This window comes from Sorangium sp. KYC3313, assembly GCF_052075895.1.
Lineage (GTDB): Bacteria > Myxococcota_A > Polyangia > Polyangiales > Polyangiaceae > Sorangium > Sorangium cellulosum_B.
On record NZ_CP197255.1, the window covers coordinates 534,069 to 553,970 of the forward strand.

Annotated in this window: 15 protein-coding genes; 2 read left to right on the plus strand and 13 right to left on the minus strand. The window is 71.2% G+C overall.

From position 1 onward, the window contains the following. Nucleotides 1-23: 23 nt before the first annotated feature. Entirely contained in the window at nucleotides 24-1,205 is a 1,182-nt protein-coding gene (locus tag ACSRUE_RS02145) for a YkgJ family cysteine cluster protein (protein ID WP_441289565.1), read from the minus strand. Between the two features lie 548 nt (nucleotides 1,206-1,753). Between ACSRUE_RS02145 and ACSRUE_RS02150 the strand changes: the two genes are divergently transcribed. Further along, complete coding sequence (locus ACSRUE_RS02150) at nucleotides 1,754-3,226, plus strand: DUF4215 domain-containing protein (RefSeq protein WP_441289566.1); 1,473 nt, start codon at nucleotides 1,754-1,756, stop codon at nucleotides 3,224-3,226. A 75-nt stretch (nucleotides 3,227-3,301) separates the two neighbouring features. Here ACSRUE_RS02150 and ACSRUE_RS02155 read toward each other — a convergent pair whose 3' ends face one another. The 8 genes from ACSRUE_RS02155 to ACSRUE_RS02190 all read right to left on the minus strand — a co-directional run bounded on the left by ACSRUE_RS02155 (nucleotide 3,302) and on the right by ACSRUE_RS02190 (nucleotide 14,755). Continuing rightward, a complete protein-coding gene (locus ACSRUE_RS02155; RefSeq protein WP_441289567.1) occupies nucleotides 3,302-4,825 on the minus strand; it encodes an MSCRAMM family protein in 1,524 nt (507 codons plus the stop codon). 314 nt (nucleotides 4,826-5,139) lie between these two features. Beyond that, the gene (locus ACSRUE_RS02160; RefSeq protein WP_441289568.1) at nucleotides 5,140-5,664 is read right to left on the minus strand and encodes a hypothetical protein; all 525 of its coding nucleotides are present in this window, start codon (nucleotides 5,662-5,664) and stop codon (nucleotides 5,140-5,142) included. A gap of 749 nt (nucleotides 5,665-6,413) precedes the next feature. Then, nucleotides 6,414-9,749, minus strand: a complete 3,336-nt coding sequence (locus ACSRUE_RS02165; RefSeq protein WP_441289569.1) for a DVUA0089 family protein — start codon at nucleotides 9,747-9,749, stop codon at nucleotides 6,414-6,416. 159 nt (nucleotides 9,750-9,908) lie between these two features. Further along, nucleotides 9,909-10,550, minus strand: a complete 642-nt coding sequence (locus tag ACSRUE_RS02170; RefSeq protein ID WP_441289570.1) for an NAD(P)-dependent oxidoreductase — start codon at nucleotides 10,548-10,550, stop codon at nucleotides 9,909-9,911. A 102-nt stretch (nucleotides 10,551-10,652) separates the two neighbouring features. Next, nucleotides 10,653-11,426 carry an endonuclease/exonuclease/phosphatase family protein gene (locus ACSRUE_RS02175; protein WP_441289571.1) on the minus strand — a complete coding sequence of 258 codons (774 nt, stop codon included), beginning with the start codon at nucleotides 11,424-11,426 and terminating at the stop codon, nucleotides 10,653-10,655. Nucleotides 11,427-11,594: 168 nt separating this feature from the next. Further along, nucleotides 11,595-12,161: a cytochrome c maturation protein CcmE gene (locus ACSRUE_RS02180; protein ID WP_437762425.1), complete on the minus strand. Its 567-nt coding sequence runs from the start codon at nucleotides 12,159-12,161 to the stop codon at nucleotides 11,595-11,597. 265 nt (nucleotides 12,162-12,426) lie between these two features. After that, nucleotides 12,427-13,995, minus strand: coding sequence for a sigma-70 family RNA polymerase sigma factor (locus ACSRUE_RS02185; protein WP_441289572.1), 1,569 nt, complete (start codon nucleotides 13,993-13,995; stop codon nucleotides 12,427-12,429). 106 nt (nucleotides 13,996-14,101) lie between these two features. After that, entirely contained in the window at nucleotides 14,102-14,755 is a 654-nt protein-coding gene (locus ACSRUE_RS02190; protein WP_437762427.1) for a sigma-70 family RNA polymerase sigma factor, read from the minus strand. 481 nt (nucleotides 14,756-15,236) lie between these two features. Here ACSRUE_RS02190 and ACSRUE_RS02195 point away from each other — a divergent pair, with 481 nt between their 5' ends. After that, complete coding sequence (locus ACSRUE_RS02195) at nucleotides 15,237-16,322, plus strand: hypothetical protein (RefSeq protein ID WP_441289573.1); 1,086 nt, start codon at nucleotides 15,237-15,239, stop codon at nucleotides 16,320-16,322. Between the two features lie 157 nt (nucleotides 16,323-16,479). Here the strand turns inward: ACSRUE_RS02195 and ACSRUE_RS02200 are convergent, their stop codons facing one another. From ACSRUE_RS02200 to ACSRUE_RS02215, 4 genes are all read right to left on the minus strand, one after another. Then, a complete protein-coding gene (locus tag ACSRUE_RS02200) occupies nucleotides 16,480-17,556 on the minus strand; it encodes a hypothetical protein (protein WP_441289574.1) in 1,077 nt (358 codons plus the stop codon). A 250-nt stretch (nucleotides 17,557-17,806) separates the two neighbouring features. Further along, nucleotides 17,807-18,493, minus strand: coding sequence for a phosphoenolpyruvate--protein phosphotransferase (locus tag ACSRUE_RS02205; RefSeq protein WP_441289575.1), 687 nt, complete (start codon nucleotides 18,491-18,493; stop codon nucleotides 17,807-17,809). 591 nt (nucleotides 18,494-19,084) lie between these two features. Continuing rightward, the gene (locus ACSRUE_RS02210) at nucleotides 19,085-19,474 is read right to left on the minus strand and encodes a hypothetical protein (protein ID WP_441289576.1); all 390 of its coding nucleotides are present in this window, start codon (nucleotides 19,472-19,474) and stop codon (nucleotides 19,085-19,087) included. 48 nt (nucleotides 19,475-19,522) lie between these two features. Then, the gene (locus tag ACSRUE_RS02215) at nucleotides 19,523-19,852 is read right to left on the minus strand and encodes a hypothetical protein (protein WP_441289577.1); all 330 of its coding nucleotides are present in this window, start codon (nucleotides 19,850-19,852) and stop codon (nucleotides 19,523-19,525) included. Nucleotides 19,853-19,902 lie beyond the last annotated feature (50 nt).

Here is a 19,902-nt window from a genome sequence, read left to right on the forward strand (position 1 = left end):
GACCCGACCAGGCGACGAGGGGCCTACGCCTCGGTCGCAAGGAGGGCCCGGAAGCTCTCGCGCTTCGTGAGCAGCAGCCAGCGCAGGTTCTTCATCAGCGTGCCTTGCTCCGAGAGGGCCGCGTGGCTCAGCAGGACGAGCTCGGCGACGCTGATGCCCTCCCGCACGTCCTCCAGGGACACCTTGACCCTGCCATCCGCCGCGGCGCGGCAGCGCGCGAAGCGGGAGATCACGACGGTGGCCAGCGAGAGGTCGAGCACGGCCGCCAGGAGGTGCCTCGGCGCCGAGAAGATGTGCCGGCGCTGGAGCACGAGGCGCAGGTAGTCCTTCACGGCGGCCCCCTCGTCGCCGGCGAGGAAGCGATCGACCGTCCTCACCCGCTGGAGCTTGAACGGCCTGGGGACGAACATCATGTCGACGGTGCCTCTCCCGAGCATCCAGGCGGCCTTGTTCCCGAAGCTGCGCAGCGCCTGGAGCTCCGTCCACGAGGCCTTCTCGACCCGGTGGGGCTCGCGGACCCGCGACGGATAGCAGAGGTTGCCGAGGAGATAGGCGAACAGCACCCGCGCATAGAAAGAGGGCTTCTTGCGGGGCGCGAGCGGCTCGGGCTCCTCCTTGCCGGCCTGCCCGAGGGCGGCGTCGACCGAGGCGTCCGTCGCGCGCCCTTGGCCCTGGGGGAGCGCGCGCTCGAACGCCGCCGTCCAGTCGTAGAGCCGCGCCAGCGTCGACGCCGGCGACGCGCCGGTCGCGAGCTGCTCTTCCCAGTGCCTCGCGGCGCGTAGATAAAGCGGCTGGGTGAGGATCACGCCGCTCAGCGTCGCCAGCGCCGTCGACATCCGCTCCGTGTCGCCTCGCTGCTGGAGCTTCGCCTTGAGCTGGCGGTCCGCGGGCTTGCCGTAGTTGTCGCGGATCGACGGGCACAGCTGGGAGAGCTGCGCGACGACGGCATCCTTCTCGTCGCGGACGAACCCGAACGGGAACGCCTGGCACGACTTCGGGATGTACTCGTGGCCGAACCGCTTCTGCATGCTGCAGAGCATGTCGTCGTCGAGGAAGACGCACTGGAGCTGGCGATCCCGCTCCCGCACGGGCAGCACGCCGCGCCCGATGACGAGGGCCCCCTCTTCGCCGACGCGCTCCCGCACCCAGGGCTCGGCGAGGTACCGCCTGGCCTCGTCGCCGCTGAAGCGGATGTTCCACGGCATCCGGCAGCACCGAGCTGGGCAGTCGCGGCACTCGAACTTCTGATTCGGGGGGTGGCTCGAGGGAACGATGAGCTTCGTCGCCATGGGGCGGCGGGACGATACAACGCCACGGCGATCTGCGCTCGATCCCCGCGTGCCGCGTGTCCATCGCGCCCGGCGCGGCGCAGCGAGCCAGTGGGCTCAGGCGTGGCGGCGGCGATCGGCGAGACGACGCGAAACGAGGACCGACAAAAAGACAGCGCCGCCGGGGCCTCAGGGGGGCGAAGGCCGCGCCGGCGGCGCTGCCTCCCACGAAGCACTGACCGTGCCATCCGGACGACCCCTAGGCAGCACCCCGAATTGCGGCGATGCGTCAGGGACATCCCCTACAAGGTTTCGTTTTTGAAACGTCACGGTCTCAGCATTGCACGATTGTAAGGGTTCTTTTATTACCACCGCATTTCGCTCCAGACGTAACAATTCCAGTCAATCCAGGATCTTTTTGCTGTTGTCGCAAGTTTTGCTGCGTTCCGTGGTCGAGCGCTGTACCTCTCTTCGAGGAGAACAACATGCGACTTGCTCTTCCCCTGTCAGCGGTCACGGCGATGTCTCTCGCGCTCGCCGCGTGCGGCGACGACGACGAGATCTCACCGTTGGGAGCGGCGTCCGGCGCAGGCGGGCAGGGCGGCCAGGGCGGCCAGGGCGGCGGCGGCGGCGACGGCGACGGCGAGGGCATCGCGCCGGACGGGAAGGCGGACGGCGAGGCCTGCGCGGTCAACGAGGACTGCCTCGGCGGGCTCTGCTTGACCGAGGAGGATTTCGGCTGGGCGGGCGGCTACTGCACGAGGCTCTGCGACACGGCGCTCTTGCCCTGCGGGGAGGGCTCCGAGTGCCTGCCGCAGGGCAGCTTCTCGCTCTGCCTCAAGTCCTGTGAAGAGACGTCCGACTGCGGGAGGGCGGGGCAAACGTGCGTCGACGTGACCGACGACGGGTGGACGATGTGCTTTGGCGGCTGCGACGACGACGCGCAGTGCAAGAGCGCCTGCGACGAGGACTCCGCGTTCTGCGTCTCGTCGGGTGAGATCTGCGACAGCGCCGAGGACGAGGACAAGGACGGCCTGCAGGACTGCGAGGAGCGCGACTGCTCGACGAACGCGGCCTGCGTCGAGGGCGTCGCCGCGGCGTGCGCGGAGGCCACCGACGTCTCGGAGGGCGGGAGTTTCACCGGCACGACGGAGGCCGGCACCAACCTGTTCGCGGCGCTCTGCCCAGGTATCATCACGTCCGTCGCGGGCACGGGCATGCGAGAGCGGGTCTTCCGGTTCGTCGCGCCGGCGAAGGGCGCGGTCCAGATCGCCGCGACGGCGACGGCGCCGGAGGCCGACTTCGACTGGTACATCCGGGAGAGCTGCGACGACGAGACGACGCTGCTCGGCTGCGTCCCCGCGTTCGCGCCGGAGGACGCCCCGCTGGAGCTCCTCACCGAGGCCGGTCAGACCTATTTCATCTTCATCGAGGGCAAGAACGGGATGGACGCGTCGTACACGCTCGACGTGTCCTTCGCGGCGGAGATCTGCGGGGACGGAGCGCGCGTCGGCACGGAGGAGTGCGACGACGGAAACGCCGTGGACGACGACGTGTGCAGCGGCCAATGCGAGGTGAACCTGGAGCCCCTGTGCGCGGCCGCGGCGACGCTCACGGAGGCAACGACGGTGGGCGACACCTCCGAGGGCACGCAGGGCGTCACGGCGTCGTGCGGCGGCGAAGGCGGGGAGCTCGTGTACCGGTATACCCCGGAGGCGAGCGGCGAGCTGACGATCACCGCGACGCCGGAGGGCCACGCCGATGTCGTCCTCTACGCGCGCAGCGACTGCGCAGACCCGAGCAGCGAGCTCTCCTGCGTGGATGATCCCTTCGACTCCGGGTGGCCCGAGTCGATCACGGTGACGGCGACTGCAGGCCAGCCGATCGACATCTTCGTCGACAGCTACAACGCCGCCTCCTCGGGGCCGTTCACGCTGACCATCGCCCCGGCGGAGTGACCTGAAAAACGCGGACCGGCCGTCCTGGAGGCTCCGCCTCCGGACAGCCGGGAGATCGCGCTGGCGCTGCGCTCGCTACCGCAGCGGGAGCGGGGCCTCCTTGCCCTTCATGCTGGGCAGGTCGGTCACCTGGAGATCCGCCGTCGTGACCTCGCCCGCATTCACGTGCACGCCGGTCCCGATGCTCGTCGACTCGACGTTGACGATGTAGCCGCCGGTCGGGAGCCCGGACGCGCGGAACGAGCCGTCCTCCGCGGTGACGGGGTAGAACATGCCGATCGCGCCGTCGTCCCCGATCTGGGTGGCCATCATGAGGCGAGCCCCCGGGAGCGGCTTGCCGCCCACCGTGACGCGGCCGCGGATCTCCCCGGTGCCCCGGGGCGCAAAGGAGATGTCATGCTGCGTGGTCTTCCCGTCCTCGATGCCGACCGACGCGAGCATCACCTCCTCGCCTCGCCGCATCATCACGCGGAGCTCGCCCGGAGGGATCTGGTCGAAGTGGAAGGCGCCATCCTCGTCGCTCACCGTGTTCACGAAGCCGATCGGGCGGTGCATGAGCGTGAGCCGGGCGCCAGCGACGGGCTTGCCCTCGGCGTCTCGCGCCACCCCGGAGAGGCTGCCGCCGGGCGACATCACGAGCTTCACCGGCTTCAGGCCGTCGCAGCCCGCGACCTCGATCTCGGTCGAGCTCACGGCGTTGCTGCCGTCATAGCCGCGGACGACGATCGTGCCCTTCGGGACGTGCGGCAGGCTGAAGGAGCCGTCGTCCTCGGTCTGCGCCTGCGCGGCGGCCTCCATGGACAGGCTGCTCAGCTCGCCGACGGCGAAGAGCGACTCGGCGTCCACGTACACCCCGGGCAGCGGGGCGCCGGACGAGTCCACCGCCTGCCCGCTCAAGGTACATCCCGTCGAGAGGGTCAGATCCATCTTCTCGACGTCTCCGGCGCGCACGTTGACGTTCGTCGAGAACGCGGGCGCGAACTCCGCCGCCGTCGCCCTGACGACGACGTCCCACGAGGGCAGCTGATCGACGCGGAACGAGCCGTCCGCGCTCTCGAACGTGCGAGAGAACAGGGGCGGCGTCGCCGGCGTCTCCGCCGTCACGGCCGAGAGGACGTCGATCGAGAAGCGGCGCACGGGCTCGCCCCGCTCGTCCAGCACGCGCCCCTCGATGACGCCGCTCTTCGGCAGCACGAGGCTCACCGCCTCGCCGGGGCGCGCCGTGGTCGACGTGGTCCCGTACCCATCGACGCTCGCGCTCAGCTGATAGGTGCCGTCCGGGAGCGTGAGCTCGAACCGCCCGCCGTCGTCGCTCTTCACGGAGCCCGCGGTCGAGAGCACGTTGCCGGCGACCTCGAAGGTCATGGCGACGACGGTCGCTCCGGCGAGGGTGTTCCCGTCCGTGCCATAAACGAGGCCGCTGATGGTGGGCCGCGCCTCCTCCTTCGCCGCCGGCGCCGGGCCGCGCACGAGCGCCCTGTTGCGGTAGCGGACGTGCTTCTCGGCCCCGGCGGCCGGGACCCTCGCCCCGGCGGTCTGCTCGTCCCCGGAGCGGAAGGCGAGGAAGAGGGCGACGCCGGCGAGGGCGGCCAGGAGCAATCCGGCGGCGATCCACGAGGGCCGGCGCGAAGGGTTCCGTTGCGACGAACTCGGTTGCATCATTGTTCCTCCAGACAAGTTGACCTGGCTAGAGCCCTCGAGCCGGGAGCTCGGCAGAGGCGGAGAAGAGAAAGGGGCCACCGGCGTTCCGCCGGCGCCCCCTCCTCAATCCGCACGACGCGATCGACGAGCGCCTCCCCGACCTGCCCGGGGCCGTTACTAAGGGCTTTCTGCAGGGAGGCTCTCGCCGATCGGTCGGACGCCGGGCGCCGTCTCAGAGCCCAGTGAAGACCGGTCTCAAAAGCACGCCGTCATCAGTAGCAGTGCGGGGCGTACGTGACCGGCACGGGCATCGACAGCGCGGAGTAGAACTGAATCGTGGCCTTGATCGTGCCGGTGAAGTCGTCCTCCATCCCGACGAAGTTGCAGATGGGCGCCTTCTGGAGCCGTGAGGTGATGCCGGAGCTGGGCGGGAACGCCACGGTGCTGGGCGGGATCGGCACAGAGGGCAGGAGCGAGATGCTCCCGTCCGTGAAATAGAAGGAGTTCCAGTCGCAGTCGTTGCTCCCGATCGTCGTCGCCTGGCGAAGGAACATGTTGGCGGCGACGGCGGCGCCCGGGGCCGCCACGACTCCCCACTTGCACACGTAGCCGCACTCATCGTTGAACGGGGTGCCCGCCTGCTCTGCCAGCTGGCAGACGGCCGTACCGACCGGCACCTTCCTCAGGCCGGTCTTCATCGAGACGTTGTAGATGCAGTCGTTCCGGATGGCGAAGGCGCTGCCCGAGATCGACGTGACGGTTGCGAAGGCGAGCACCCAACGAGCGAAATTCTTCATGAGAAATACCTCCGAGGAATCGAATCTGTGGTGAAGTTTGATGCAGATACCTATCCAGATCGTCACCCAAGGGATGCAATCCCCCGGGACCAGCGCCAGGAGAGCGGTGCCCCGACGGGAGCGACGCACGTCGTCGTCGTCCCGTCACGGTCACGCTCCCGGAGGAACCCGCCCCGAGGTCATGACGCGAACAACAGGAGACTATTCTCCCCGCGGTCTCACGCAAGCACTTTTGACTGGCATCTTTCCGGTCAAAAACAGGACGGAGTTAGAACCAGGGAGAATACCGGCACTCCTCGACAATAAACTCATGTCCTCTGCCTCGAACGCACCCCGCGGGCTCCTACATCCAGCCGAAGTATCACGCACCCGCGCCGAGAGAGGCGGTGTACGCCGGCGCCGCGAGGCGCGGCCGAAGGCGGGAATCGCCGGGCGGCGCCAGGGCGGGCGCGCGGGCGAGGCACAAGGCAGCTCCGGGCCGCCCCCGGCGCTCGATCCACCTACCGACGCTTGTGGGTATGGCCCCCCCATGCGGCTCCGATGAGCACCGCGGAGCCACACCGCGCGGCGGCGCGACGGAGCGCGGCAGTCTCGCGATGATGGGATATCGAGACATCGAATCAAATCATCGCGCGGCGGCGGGTGCGTCCCGGCCTCCCGGCGGCGCCTGGCGCGCGCCGCCGGGGGCGCGCCGTCCCGGCCGGACGGGGCCACCGGTGATCCCGGACGTCCGGCGGCGTCCGCGCTCGTCAGCGGAGCGTGACGGCCAGCCGGTACGCGAAGAGGGCCGCGGTGCCCGAGGCGCCGGACGCGGCGCGGACGCGGAGGAAGTACCGCCCCGCCGGTAGCGCGTGCGCCCCGGGGTGGCGCGGGGCGTCCCCGGTGCCGTCGAGGATCGAGCAGTTGCCCCGGCCGCCGTCGTCATCGTCCGCGATGAGCGAGCCCGCGGCGTCGAGCAGCGACAGCCGGCTGTCGATCTCGAGCGACTCGCACGCTTCCTCGCCGCCCTCGATGATCTCCGCGCGGATCGACCGGCCCTCCGGGACATCCACGGCGTAGAAGTCGAAATCGTCCGTCGTCCGCGCGCCGGCGATGAACCCGTCGGATCCGACGGATTTGCTCGCGGTGGCGATGGTGCCATTCGGCTCCTCCTCGGCGCCCGCCGGCGCGAGGATCTTGGCCTGGAGGAGGTAGAGCGGAAATTCCGCGCCGCCCTCGCGCGCCGCGACCTCGACGTCGTGGTCGCCGGAAGGCAACGCCACGACGAGCGCCGAGCATCCGCCGATGCCGCCCGCGTACGCGGTGTCGGAGAGCCCCTCGTCCGTCGCGACCGTCCCGCCCGCCGTGTCGAGCACGCGGAGCGTCGTGAGGAGGCCTCCCGCGCAGTCCGCCGCGGTGCCGTCGAAGACCTCGAGGCGCACGACCGAGGCGACAGGCAAGCTCAGGCGGAACACGTCCCTGTCGCCGCCCGCGGCGAGGCTCGCCGCGAGGAGCGCGTCGCCCGAGATCACGAGATCGCTCGCCCCGGCCTGCGCGGGGGTGTCGTTCGGCTCGATCTCGGCGGTCACCGCCTCGAGCTGGCAGGCGGGGCTGCACCCGTCGCCGCCCGCGGCGTTGCCGTCGTCGCACCCCTCCGGCGCGTCGAGCAGGCCGTCGCCGCAGACCGGGAGCCTCTCGCAGCGGGCGCTGCACCGCGCGCCGCCGTCGCACTCCTCCGCGCCCTCCCTCACGCCGTCGCCGCACGAGGCGTCGAGCGAGACCCGCAGCGTGTAGCGGGCCCCCGGCTGCTCCGGGAAGCCGCTGACCCGGACATGGTATGTCCCGGGCTCCAGGCGGCGCGCCGCGGCCCCGCCGGGGCTCCTCGAGTCGATGAGCGAGCAGGCGCCGATCCCGCCGTCGTCGTCGGAGGCCAGCACGGTCGCCCCGTCCGGCGAGAGGAGGGAGAGGACCGTGTCGACGCCCTCGGCGCACCGCGCGGGGCCGCTCGAGTCGAAGGTCTCGAGCCGGAGATCGGAGACGGTCGTGAGCCGCAGGGCGAAGAGATCGACATCGCTGTCCGGCTCGATCGCGCCGGACACCAGCGCTCCCGGCGCGACAGCCCCGTTCGCCTCGGCCTCGGCAGGGGTCGAGTTGGGCTCGATCTCGGCGATCGCCCCCTCGATCCGACATGCGGCGTCGCAGCCATCCCCACCTCCGGTGTTGCCGTCATCGCAGACCTCGGGCTCGTCGATGAAGCCGTCGCCGCACACCGGGACGCGCTGGCACGTCGCCCCGCACGCGGCGCCGCCGTCGCACTCCTCCAGGCCCTCGACCACGCCGTCGCCGCAGAGGGCCGTCGTCCGCGCGCGCACGGTATATGCAACGATGGAGTCTCCCCCATCGTCCTGGACGCGCACGTAGTAGACGCCCGGCGCGGTGACGGCGGCGCGGATCCGGGAGCACCTGGCCTCGCCGCCGTCGTTGTCCTCGGCGATCACGGCGCCGTCGGGCCCGAGGAGCTGCACGACGGTGTCGATGCCGCGGCACGAGGCCGGGCCGGTCGCGTCGAAGGTCTCCACCTCCAGCTCGGCCAGGCCGGGGACCTCGACGGCGAAGAAGTCGAGCTCTCCCGGCGGAGAGATCGACGCGGTGAACAGCGCCCCCGCCGCGGTCGCCCGACCCGCGGTGGCCTGGCCTCGCGCGTCGTTCGGCTCGATCTCCGGGAGGGTCCCCTCGAGCTGGCACGCGGCGCTGCAGCCATCTCCGCCCTCGGTCCCGCCGTCGTCGCACGCCTCGCCGCCGTCGATGGCTCCGTCGCCGCACACCGCGATCCGCGCGCACTCCGAGGAGCACCGCTCCCCACCGTCGCACGCCTCGCCTTCCTCGATCACCCCATTGCCGCAGAGCGAGGTGAAGGCGATGAGGAGGTCGTACCCGGGGATGGAGGCGTCGTTGTTGAACTCCTCGACGGTCACATAATACGTGCCCGGCTGGAGCCCTGTCGCCCTGTCGTCGACGCTCGAGTCGATGAGCGAGCAGGCCTCGGGGCCGCTGTCGTCGTCGCTCGCCAGCACCGTCGCGCCGTCCACGTCGAGCAGCTGGAGGAAGGTGTCGACGCCCTCGGCGCACGCGTTCAGCCGCCCGGGGCTGAACGTCGCGAGCTGGACGTCCGCGAGGCCCGGCACCTCGAAGGCGAAGACGTCGAGTTCGCCGAGGGGCTCGATCGCCGCCGAGACGAGCACGTTCGGCCGGAGCACGGCGCGCCCGCCCGCCTCCGCCGCGGTGTCGTTCGGCTCGACCTCGGGAGAGCGGAGCTCCAGCTCGCACGCGGCGCTGCAACCGTCACCGCCGGTCGTGTCGCCGTCGTCGCAGAGCTCCGGATCCTCCAGCACGCCGTCGCCGCACACCGAGGTATCCAGCGTGAGGGAGAGCGTGTAATCGAACGTCGCGGGCTCCGCTTCAGGGGAGATCTGCACCCGGACGAAGTACTCGCCAGGGCTCAGCTTGCGCAGCGCCAGGAAAGAACAATAATTGTCGTCGGCGACATCGTCGTTGTCCTCGATGCTCGCCAGGCTCGCGTCGAAGATCGTCACATGGGTGTCGACGCCGAGCGAGCTGCACGTCGTGCCCAGCGGGCCATCGAGCGTCTCTGCCTTGATGCGCCCGACCGACCCCTCGGGGACGGTCACCGAGAACACGTCCACGTCGGATCCGGGGTCGATGAACGCGCGGATCCGACCGCCGGGCGCGATGGCGAAGGCGTCGTTGGCCGAGGCGAATTCGTCGTTCGGCTCGACCTCGCAGCCGGACTCGACCTGACATGCGCGCGAGCAGCAATCGCCGTCCTTGTCGCCGCCGTCGTCGCAGGTCTCCGCGCCGCCCTCTCCGCCGCTGCCGCCTTCTCCGCCGTTACCGCTCTCTACGCTGCTGCCACCTTCGCCGCTGTTACCGCTCTCTACGCTGCTGCCGCCCTCTCCGCCGCTGCCGTCGACTGCGGGCGCATCGATCTTGCTGCGGTCCGCTGTGACGAGCAGCTCGCACCCGGTCAGGGCAATCGGCGCCAGACCGAGGAACCATGGGAGAGCCGTCCTGGGAAAGGAGATCATGTATTCTGAGGCCTCTGCTCGGCAGCGTCGCGAGGATCACGGCGATCGCGCCATTCGTGGCGATCACCGCAGGCGCGCCGCAGGCTGGCCACGACGGCGGGAGCGGCAGCAGACCGATGCTCCGCGGCTGCGTCAAGAGATGACGACCGCGCCGCGTCCTCAGTACGTCACGACGATCGCCTTGTGGAGGTACTCTTCGCTCTCCAGCTGGGAGAGCATGAAATACGCCAGGTCCTCGCGCGAGATCGTGGTGCCGCCGAAGAGGTAGCCCTCCGGGGGCGAGGGGTCGACTTCGGCGCGGCACTCCTTGGTGAGCCGCCCGTCGGTGAGCTTGGGGACGCGCACGACGGTCCAGGCCACATCGCTCCGGCGGAGGGCCTCTTCCATGCGCAGCATGTCGGAATACCTGTTGCGGAGCATCGGCTTGACCAGGAGCCGGAACCAGAGCGCAGGCTGCTGCTCCTCGCCGATGCCCGCGGCGGTGACGGCGATCAGGCGGCGGACGCCGTGCTCCTTCATCGCGCGCAGGACGTGGACGATGCCGTCCGAGTAGACGCGCGTCGGGCCCAGGCCGCGCGACCCCAGGGCCGAGAGGACGGCGTCGTGGCCGGACACGGCGCGCGACACCTGCTCGGCATCCATGATGTCGCCGCGGAGCGCGCGCAGCCGCTCATGGTGCGGGACAGGGATGGTGGCGGGCGTGCGCGCGAATGCCGAGACCTCGTGTCCAGCCTCCAGCGCCTGACGGATCAACGCGGCGCCGGTGCCGCCGGTCGCCCCCAGGATCAGCAGCCTGCTCATGTGCCGCCAGCCTACCCGGTCCGCCGCAGCGGGTACAATTTGCGCGCGAATGCCTCACCCATCGAGATCTGCTGGAGATCCGGGCGAGCGGGGCCCCGCCCTTCAGGCGCCGAGCCGCAGCCACGCGGCCACACCGTGGTGATCCGAGCCGGAGAACGGCGCCCGCTCGCAGCGCGTGATCGCCCACCCTTCGCCCGGTTGAACGAAGACATAATCGATGCGACGCAGCGGCAGGCCCGCGGGCCAGGTGCCGCCCGCCTTGCCGGGGTGCGCCTGTGTCCAGGCGTCGCGCCAGGAGCCGTTTCCGGCGCTCGCTTGGAGATAACAGACCGCCTCCTCGCTGGGGAGCGCGTTGAAGTCGCCCATCAGCACGGCGCCGTGGCTCCCCGACTTCTGGCGCTCGCGCGCGGCGAAGCCCACGAGCTCGCGCACGGTGCGCGCCCGCGCGCGCTTCGACAGCGAGAGGTGCGTGACGAGCACGTCGACCACCGCGCCGGCGTGGCGGATCGCGGCGCGCAAGACGACGCGCTGGCTGTCGCGCTCGAACGGATCGTCGCGATCGAGCGTGAGCGCCTCCACGGAGTGGTCGAGCACCTCGATGTCCTCCCGGCAGAGCAGCGCGACCCCCTCGCACTCGCCGCTCGCGGCGACCCTGCCCGGCGCGAACCAGGCCCGGTATCCGCCGGCGAGCCGCGAGAGCTCCCCGGCCTGGCCGAGGTCGCCGCTCGCCGCCGGCGCGTGCACCTCCTGGAGCCCGAGGAGGCAAGGGCGCAGATCGCCGATGAGCCTGGCAAGCATCGTCCGGCGCCGCTCCCAGAGGGCGACTCCCCCCCAGATGTTCTGCGTCAGGACGACGAGATCGCGATCGTGGCTCAAATGCCTCCTCCTCGGGCGTCGGTCCGGGGATGTCTCTTAACCAGCTCGTCGAGGAGGCTCAAGGTCCCGCGAGCGAGCCAGTCGGCGGCCTGGCGGGGAGCGGGGAGCGTGGAGCGGGATCCGGGCGTGTCGGCGCCGCGCGCGGCGGCGCCTTCGGGCGGGGAGCGCTCAGTTGAGCGAGAGCGGGCCCGCGCCGGGCTGGGCGCCGCCCTTCATCTCGTGCGAGTTGGGATCGTACTTCGAGGTGCACTTGGCCATCACGAGGCTCGCCTCGAAGTCGCCGCCCTGCGAGAGCGCGCCCTCGACGGTCACCTGGACGCCGCCGCTCGGGACGTCGCGGAAGGTGTCGGGGATGACGCACTGGGCGTAGCGCACGGGCAGCGCCGCCTGCGTGCCGTGGATCTGGAAGCGGTACTCGCAGGGCGAATCGCGCTTGACCAGCGTGCCGGGCACGAGCTCGCCCTCGACCCGGACCTTGCGGCCGGCGAGCTTGTCCTTCGACGCGAGCAGCTGGTCGACCGGCGTCGCGTAGACGGCCGCTTCCTTGAAGCCGACAAGGAACAGGGCGACGAGCGCGCCCACCATGACGAGCAGCGTCGCCAGCAGGCCGAGGCTGCGCGACGGGCGCGCCTTCGGCGCCGGGCTCGTCGCGGCCGGCTTCACCACCGCGGGCGTATCCTGCTGCTCTGCGAGAGACAGCGCCTGGGCCAACTCGTCGTCCAGCTTCTTGCTCATCGTGGATCCTTCTCGCACAGGCTAGCCCGCGCCCCACGGCCGGTCGAGCACCACCTGCACGACCTCGGGCCCGGCCGGCGGCGTCCTCGGGCCGCGGCGGACAGCCCGACCGGAGATCTCCCTCGCGAGCGGACCCGACGAACCCGTGCGCCCGCTCGCGGAGGGGCGAAGCGTCGGCCGTGTCGTCGGACGCGAAGGCCATGCGCAGGCCGCCCGGCCCCCCGACGCCCCTGCCGCGCGCGCCCAAGAGGACGCAGCGTGGGCTTCATGGGCTGTTCAATGCCGCCTCGATGGCGGGGAGAAACACGGCGTGAGGGAACGCCGCGCGGAACCGCTCGGCCAGCGCGCGGGCGTCGGCTCGCCGCCCGGCCTGGACGAGGGCCTGGATGGCCAGCGCCTCGCGCAGCTCGGCTCTCGGGCTGCGCGGGTAATTCCGCTCGTGCAAAGCCAGCACGTCGAGCGCCTCTGTCGCCTTCCCTTCGCTGAGCGCAAGGCCGGCGCTGCTGAGCAAGGCGCTCTCCCCGGTCGTGTCGTGTCCGCTGGGCGGAGCCGCCTTGCGAGAGGGGGCGCGCGACGGCGCCGCGGCCGTCATCGCCACGGCCGTCGGGGGTCCAGCGTTCACGAGGGTGTCGGCCACGGCGAGCCCGCCTGCGGCGCTCTCACCGCGCCCGGCCCCGGCGCGCTCGGCTCGCTCGGGCGCTGCGCCTTCGACCTCGGCGCGGACGGACACCACGGGCGCCACAGCAGGCGCCGGGAGCGTGGCATAGACCAGGCCGGCGCCCACCCCGGCTCCCCCGAGGAACAGCGCCGCGCATGCCTTGATGAGCCTCGATCGCGCGATCGTGATGACCGGCGGCGAGCGCCCCTCCCCGGTGGCGGCGGCGGCCTCCACCGCGTTCCCGGGACGGCGCCGGTGGGTCGAGGAATCGCCTGCATCGGGCTGTGTTGCAGGGCTGCCGGAGAGGCCGTCCGTGGCGCGGGCCAGCCCTCCGGTCGAGGCGAGCGACCGCTGGAGCCGCGCCCAGAGCGGCCCGGCGAGGTCCTGCGAAAGGCGAAGCCGGATCCCGCCTGCGTCGAGCAGCAGGGGTCTGTCGGCCAGGGCGAACGGCGCCAGGGCGAAGCGCAGGCGACGAAGGCCGAGCGCGTCCGGGTCCCGCGCGGAGAGTCGTTTGACCGCAGCCGTGAACTCGCTGCGAGCGCGTCTCAGCCGATCCCATGCTGTGTTCACCGGGATCTGGAGGGCCTGCGCGACGTCGCGCATGTCGCTTCCCTCGAGGTCGTAGAGCACGAACACCGCGCGTCGTTCTCTCTCGATGCGCTGGATGAGCTCGCGGACGATACGCTGGGTCTCGGCCTGTGCGACCCGGCGCTCCGCGTCGAGCCCGGGGTCCGCGAGCTCGATGGGCTCGGAATCGTCGAGCGCCAGCAGCTCCCGCTGGTTCCGGGCGAGCTGCAGGTGGCGAAGGGCGACATGCGCGCTGATACCCGCAACCCACGATTTGAGCGACAGGCGAGGATCCTGGTCCTCGAGGCGGCGGTGAACGACGAGAAACACCTCGTGAGCGACATCGTGGAGATCCCGAGACGCGACGCCGACCCGCCAGAGCACCGCGAGGACGTAGGGGAGCAAGGTCTGGTAGACCTCCTCGAACGAGGGTTGCGGGGACGAGCCGGTGGCGGGCGCAGGATCCCGATCGGGCGCGGCAGCGGGCTCTGGGTCGGGTGCAGGCGTCCTCTCCGGGGCGGGCGCGGGCGCCGCCTCCGGGGCGGGTGCAGGCGCAAGCGCCGGGTCGGGCGCAGGAGGGGGCGCTGGGCGTGCTCGGGGCTCTTTCATGGATAGGTAGTCCGGCGACGCCGCCCGGCTCGTTGCGAAATCGTACACGGGCCTGGCGCGACCGGCCGAGCGGGTGCCGACCGGAGGCCTCACCCCGGCAGCAGCGTCACCGAACGGCCCCCTCACCGAACGGCCGCCTCGGTGAGGCGAGCCTTTCAGCCAGCGCCCTCCTGGCGCGACGCAACCGGCTGGCGGCGGAATTGGGGTTCATGCGGCGTCTTCGTGCCCAGGCGACGAGGCTCAGGGGCCCAGCCCCTGCGAGGAGGACCTCGCGATGGCCGGCAGGGAGCGCGGCGATCTCGCGGAGCGCGGCGCGGGCGAGGAGCGCTCCCTCGATCTCCACAGGCGCCTGGCCGGCGGGCGAGAGGGGCGCGTCGAGCAGGATCTCGCAGCGGACGCAGGCGCTGTCCCGGTAATGGGACACATGGTGCCAGACGATGCCGCGCAACCACCCGCGCAGCGCCGCGCGCGGGTGCCGCCGTGGGTCCGGGCGGTACCTCCGCGCTCGGATGGCTTCCCAGGCGCCGAGGAGCACCGTCTGGAGGAGATCCTCCACGTCGCGAGCGGGAACGTGGAGGGAGCGGAGCAGCGGGGCGACGAACCGCCGCTCGGCCCAGAGGGCCTCGATCGAGGGCGAGACCGCCGGGTGGAGCGCCGCGTTCGGCGCGCTGCGCGCGCGGCGGCGCGTCCGGGGTCCCGGCGCATCGGAGGACAGGCGGCGGGCCTCCCGCCGGGGAGGGATCGGCAACGAGGTCTTCATGGGAGCGGTGTCCGGGACTGCCCCGCTCCTCGTTGCACAATCGACCGGCCCGCGTGACCTTGGTGCGCCAGAGCGCTCGTTCTGGCGGCTGGTGGGGGACGGGCGCTCGACGACGGGGACAGGTCGAGCCCTCATGAAGGGCGACGCGGGCTGTCCCCCCGGGCGAAAGATGAGAAAAGGTCCGCGCTCTTCGTAATGCGATCGAGCCGGAGGTGGTCTACCCCGGGGTTGGTCTGGCGGCGCCCTGGGGTCCTCTGATAGCGTGGCCGCGCTTACCGCGGCGCGCCCTCGACGACGCCGCAGATCATGAGGAGCGGCGATGGCGGTGCAGGCGCGACGTTGGCAGCGTGAGATCGTGGCGGTGTGCTGTGCGAGCACGCTCAGTCTCGGGGTCGGGGTCACTTCCGGCGGATGTGGATCGTCGACCGGATACATATGCCCCTGGGATGAGGACCAAGGACCCAAGGCAACCCCTTGTGAGGTGCTCGATCCCCCCGACGCCGGCGGAGCTGGCGGGTGCGGGGGTGGCGGCGACGGCGGCGATGACTGCGCGGCCGAGGACGACACGGACGTCGCCATCGCGCCCGATTTCGGCGATCTGATCCCGGCAGCAGAGGTCTGCGGAGGCCAGTGCGTACCGAAGGAGCCGCTCGGGTGGTCCGAGCCCGCGCTGCTCTGGATCGGCTCCCCCGACGGCGTGCCGAGCTGCCCCGCGACCGCGCCGATCGTCGGCTACGAGGGCTACGCTGATTTCGCGGCTCCGGCCCCGCACCAGTGCCCCGCCTGCGCGTGCGACCCACCGGAGGCGACGTGCGAGGTGCCGACGGAATGGAGGGCCTACGCCAGCTTCCCGTGCGGCGGCCCCGAGGCTCCCGCGACCTCGTTCGTTGCCCCGGATGGGTGGGACGGGACCTGCTCCTCGGCGAATGCCGTCGAGGCCGGACGGACATGCGATGGCGTCCCGTGCGTGCAGTCGCTCGCGATCCAGGCGCCTCACGTCGTCTCCGCAGGTTGCGCGCCGAGGGTCGCGGAGGCGCCGGAGAACCCCGACGAGCCCGCGACGGCGGGGAGCTTCGCGATCGTCGCCCGGGCGTGTACCGGCAACGCGTCCCCCCCGTGCGCGGATCCGGGCATGACCTGCACGCCGGCACCGCCGATCGGCGACGCAGCACCGCCGGAGGGGTTTCTCACGTGCATCCACCACGAGGGAGAGCAGGACTGCCCCGCCACGTACCCGGACCGGCACGTCTTCTACGCCGGCGTGGAGGACACACGCGGCTGCGCGCCTTGCGGCTGCAGCGAGCCCACCGGAGCGACGTGCAGCGTCCTGGCCTCCGCGTTCAGCGACGAAGGGTGCTCGCAGCTCGTCGCGGGCCAGGTGATCACGTCCGAGGCCTCCGACTGCGGGACCGTCGCTTCCGGCACGGCGCTCGGAAGCAAGTCGGTCCGCGTCGTCAGCCTCGATCCCGGACGATGCGAACCATTCGGCGGCGAGCCGGTAGGAAGCATCGCGCCGACCGCGGCGGCGACGTTCTGCTGTCACCGCACCAGCGCTGTACCGGCCTGAGTCGGCGGCTCGTTCCGGGCGCAACAGCCGCCTCTCCAGGGGGCGGCAGGCCACGAGGGGCGCGCCTATGCCCCCCGCGCTCCGCACGCGCTCGCAACCGCCTCGTGAGAATCGCTCCCGCAGGCGCGTCCGATGCTTCGTGAAACCGCACGGAGGCTCAGAAGAAAGCGACCAGGCGCAACGCCACCGTCTCCGAGACGGGCGCCACGGACCACCCTTCACCATGGATCGGTCGAATGTGCGTCCGATGTATGTTGATCGAGAGGTCGCCGCTGAGCTGCCCGGCGAGGCGGGCCGAAAGCGGCACCTCCAGCCCCGCACGAAACCCAAGCCCCGCGTAGGGCAGTGCGAGCTCCCTGCCGGTGCTGTCCCTGATGTTCCACAGCCCGCCTGCCGTGGCGAGGGCGCAGCCGAAGAACCAGTCCGCGTGACCGCACGGAACGAGCGAGCCGCTCAGCCCCGACACGCCGATGGTCCAGCCGCGGTAAGGCTCGCCGTCGATCGGGAGATCCCCTCGGGCCTCCAGCGAGAGCGAGAACCTCTCCCAGCGGGCGCCGGCGAACCCCGAGAACCCGACCGCCACAGAGGGCGCCACGCCGGCGCCGAGCAGCACCCCGGCGCCCAGCTGGAGGCGCGGGCGATCCGGTGGCGGCCTCGGCCGCGGAACGGGTCGGGCTGGCGCCGCGACCGGGTGGGGCGGCTTCGACGCCGGCGCCCTGGGCGGCGCTTCCGGCGAAACGGGTGAGGCGGCGCCCCCCGGTCCCGACGGGGGCGGCGGCCCTGGCAGCGGCGAGATGGGAACGCTCTCCGGTGCGGGCCCTGGTGGCAGCAACGGGCGCATGAAGGCGCTGAGGGAGAGGCCGATGTCCCCCACGAGCACGCCACAGATCGGGCTCGAATGCTCCTGACGGCCGAGCGCCCGGCCGTCGCGGTCGTGAAGCGCGATCTCTCCCTGGAACGCCGGCCCCTTACGCCGGATGACCACCTCGATTTGCCACGCGCCGTCGCGCACGAACGGGTCGACCCCGCCGAGCTGGCTCGCGACGATCTGCCGGAGGCTCGGCTCCTCGGGGCACCCCTCCGTGCCAGGCCCCCGCGTGTAGGACAGGCGCGCGCCGCGCGGCGCGACCTGCGCGAACGCCGAAGGCGCCGCCAGGACGAGCGCCGCGGCGAGCGACAGCGCGGCGCGTTTCATCCTCCGGACCCGGTGGCGGGCGAGGAGCGGGCCGGACATGAGCGGAGCTCCCTCATCCGTCGTCATCCGTACGATTTCCGGAAAGGTCCCCCGGATTGTTGCGAAATCGTGCGCCGGCGCCGAAATAAGAATGCACGAGGTTTACCGGCGACATTTCCCCCGAACCTGAGAGAGATGTCACCTGGGATCGGGACGGGAGCGGCGTTGCGAGGTGACCGGCGAACGGCGCCGTCCTCGCGCGATGGGTGGGATGGCCCGTCGCCTGCCGGCGGGCATGCGAGGAGCAGCGCTATGCGATCGGCTCAGGCTCGGCCTCGGTCTTCTTCCTGGCGCTGGCGGCGCGGGCCCGCTGGTCGGCGCGCCGCTCCTCTTCGGCCACGCCCTCGTACGGCGAGAGCAGCCGGTCGCGGAGGAGCGCGTGTGTCTCGTCCTTGTCGTCGTCGTACTCGGCGTAAGCCTGGACCAGGAGCGTGCCGTAGGCCTCGTGCCACGCCTCGAGCGCCTTGATGGCCGGATCCGCGGCTTTCGCCTCGGTGACGCCGAGCTTCTTGCCGTACAGCTCCGTCCAGCGCTGGAGGCGGCCTACCTCGGCCGAGAGGCCGAGACGTTCGACCGCCGCCTTCACCTCCTTGCCGTCGAGCGCCTTGATCATCGCGCTCATGCGCACCCACTGCTGGGAGTAGACGAGGCGGAGGAAGTCGGTGCCCGACGACAGCACCTCCGAGCGCACCAGCAGCGCATCGCGACGGCGCGCCGCCTCGTCATCGGTCAGCGGCAGGATGTCGTCGTGATCGAACGTGCGCTCGATGCTGGCGAGCTGGCTGCTGAACCCTCCGATGCACCGGTCGGTGCCGCGATCGATCTCCACCATCGTGGCGTCGAGGCTCCCCAGCGCCTCGAGGGCCTCGGTGGACGCGATGACGGACTGGACCGCTGCGTCGACCTTGGCAGCGAGCTTGATCTTCTTCGCCTTCAAGGCCTCTCGGTGAGCGGCGAGCTTCGTACCTGCAACAATACACCCGCTCGGCGTGAGCCGGCGGGCGAGAAATGCGGCTTTTCCCATCAGACCTGGCTATCGGGCGCGAGCTGACCCGGCAACGCGGCAGCACGGTATCGACGCGGCGCGGCACGCCGGCTGGCGTCCCCCCACGACCCGGCGCACGCCGGCTGGCGTCCCCCCACGCCCCGCCGCACGCCGGCCGGCGTCCCCCCACGCCCCGCCGCACGACGGCCGGCGTCCCCCCACGCCCCGCCGCACGCCGGCTGGCGTCCCCCCACGCCCCGCCGCACGCCGGCGGGGTCGCACTCCCCTCTCCACGGCCGCGAGGCGCCGGCGCGCCTGCTGCCGCGCCCTGGCGCAAGACGACCGCCTACCGGCTATTGCGTCCGCCCTCAGCGGCTCCGCAGGGCTCACGACGGGCCCGCGCGCCCCGAAGCGATCGGGACGATCGTCATGGCCGTATCCTGCACAACTCGCCCCATCACGTGATATCGAACGCGAGCATCGTGTAGCGGACGTCCGTGCTTTCCCTGAGCGACCGGACGGCCATGACGCACGGATTGCTTCTCAAGCAGATCCAGCCGAGCTTGTCCGATGCCTGCTCGATGCACAAGCCTGCGTATCAAGGGACTGGACGGCCATCGACCTTGACCGTCGAGTGGCGTCGCGGATCACCTGCAGCGCCAGGCCAGCGCGCAGCAGATCCTGCCGAGCCCCGTGCACGATCTTATGAATCGTTCGTTCGAGGCTCGCTGGAGATCCGACGGGATAGACCGCCCGAAAATGAGCGAAGATCGCCTCCAGCGAGGCCGTTTCAGGATGGAGGCTCGCGATGAACTGGATGAGCTCGCTGTGCAGCATGCTCTTGAACCGGTGCTCGAGCCCGTCGATCCAAAATACGACGTCACCGGCCACCAGACGGAGCTGCTGGGCACCATCAGGGCACGACAGCTTCACGACCCCACGCCGCAAGCTTCGGTCCGTCGAGCGGCTCACGCTCAGGAATCAGGGAGGTAGCGCGTCATAAGCGACGCGAACACGGTTCCCTTTCCTCTTGATGCTCAGGACTCGTATGGCGGAAATCTCGGACAGCGCTCGCACGTGGGTTCCACCGCAAGATATCGGTGGGAAGTCCCCGATCTGGATCGCTCGCGAGCTGTACGGATCCCCCGTCACCTTGACCTCGATGGGTTTCGAGAGGAGCTCTCCCAGGCGTGTCGAGAGCTCTGTGGCCACCCGGACGACGGGGCTCTCACCTGCGATGAGCTCGGTCACGACGACATTCCCTGTCGTATCGGCGCGCTCTAGATAGACCCTTTTTGTACCAGACTCCATCTCCCCTGCACCTCGCCCCCCTTGGCGTCCTCTCTGCCATTTCCGGACCA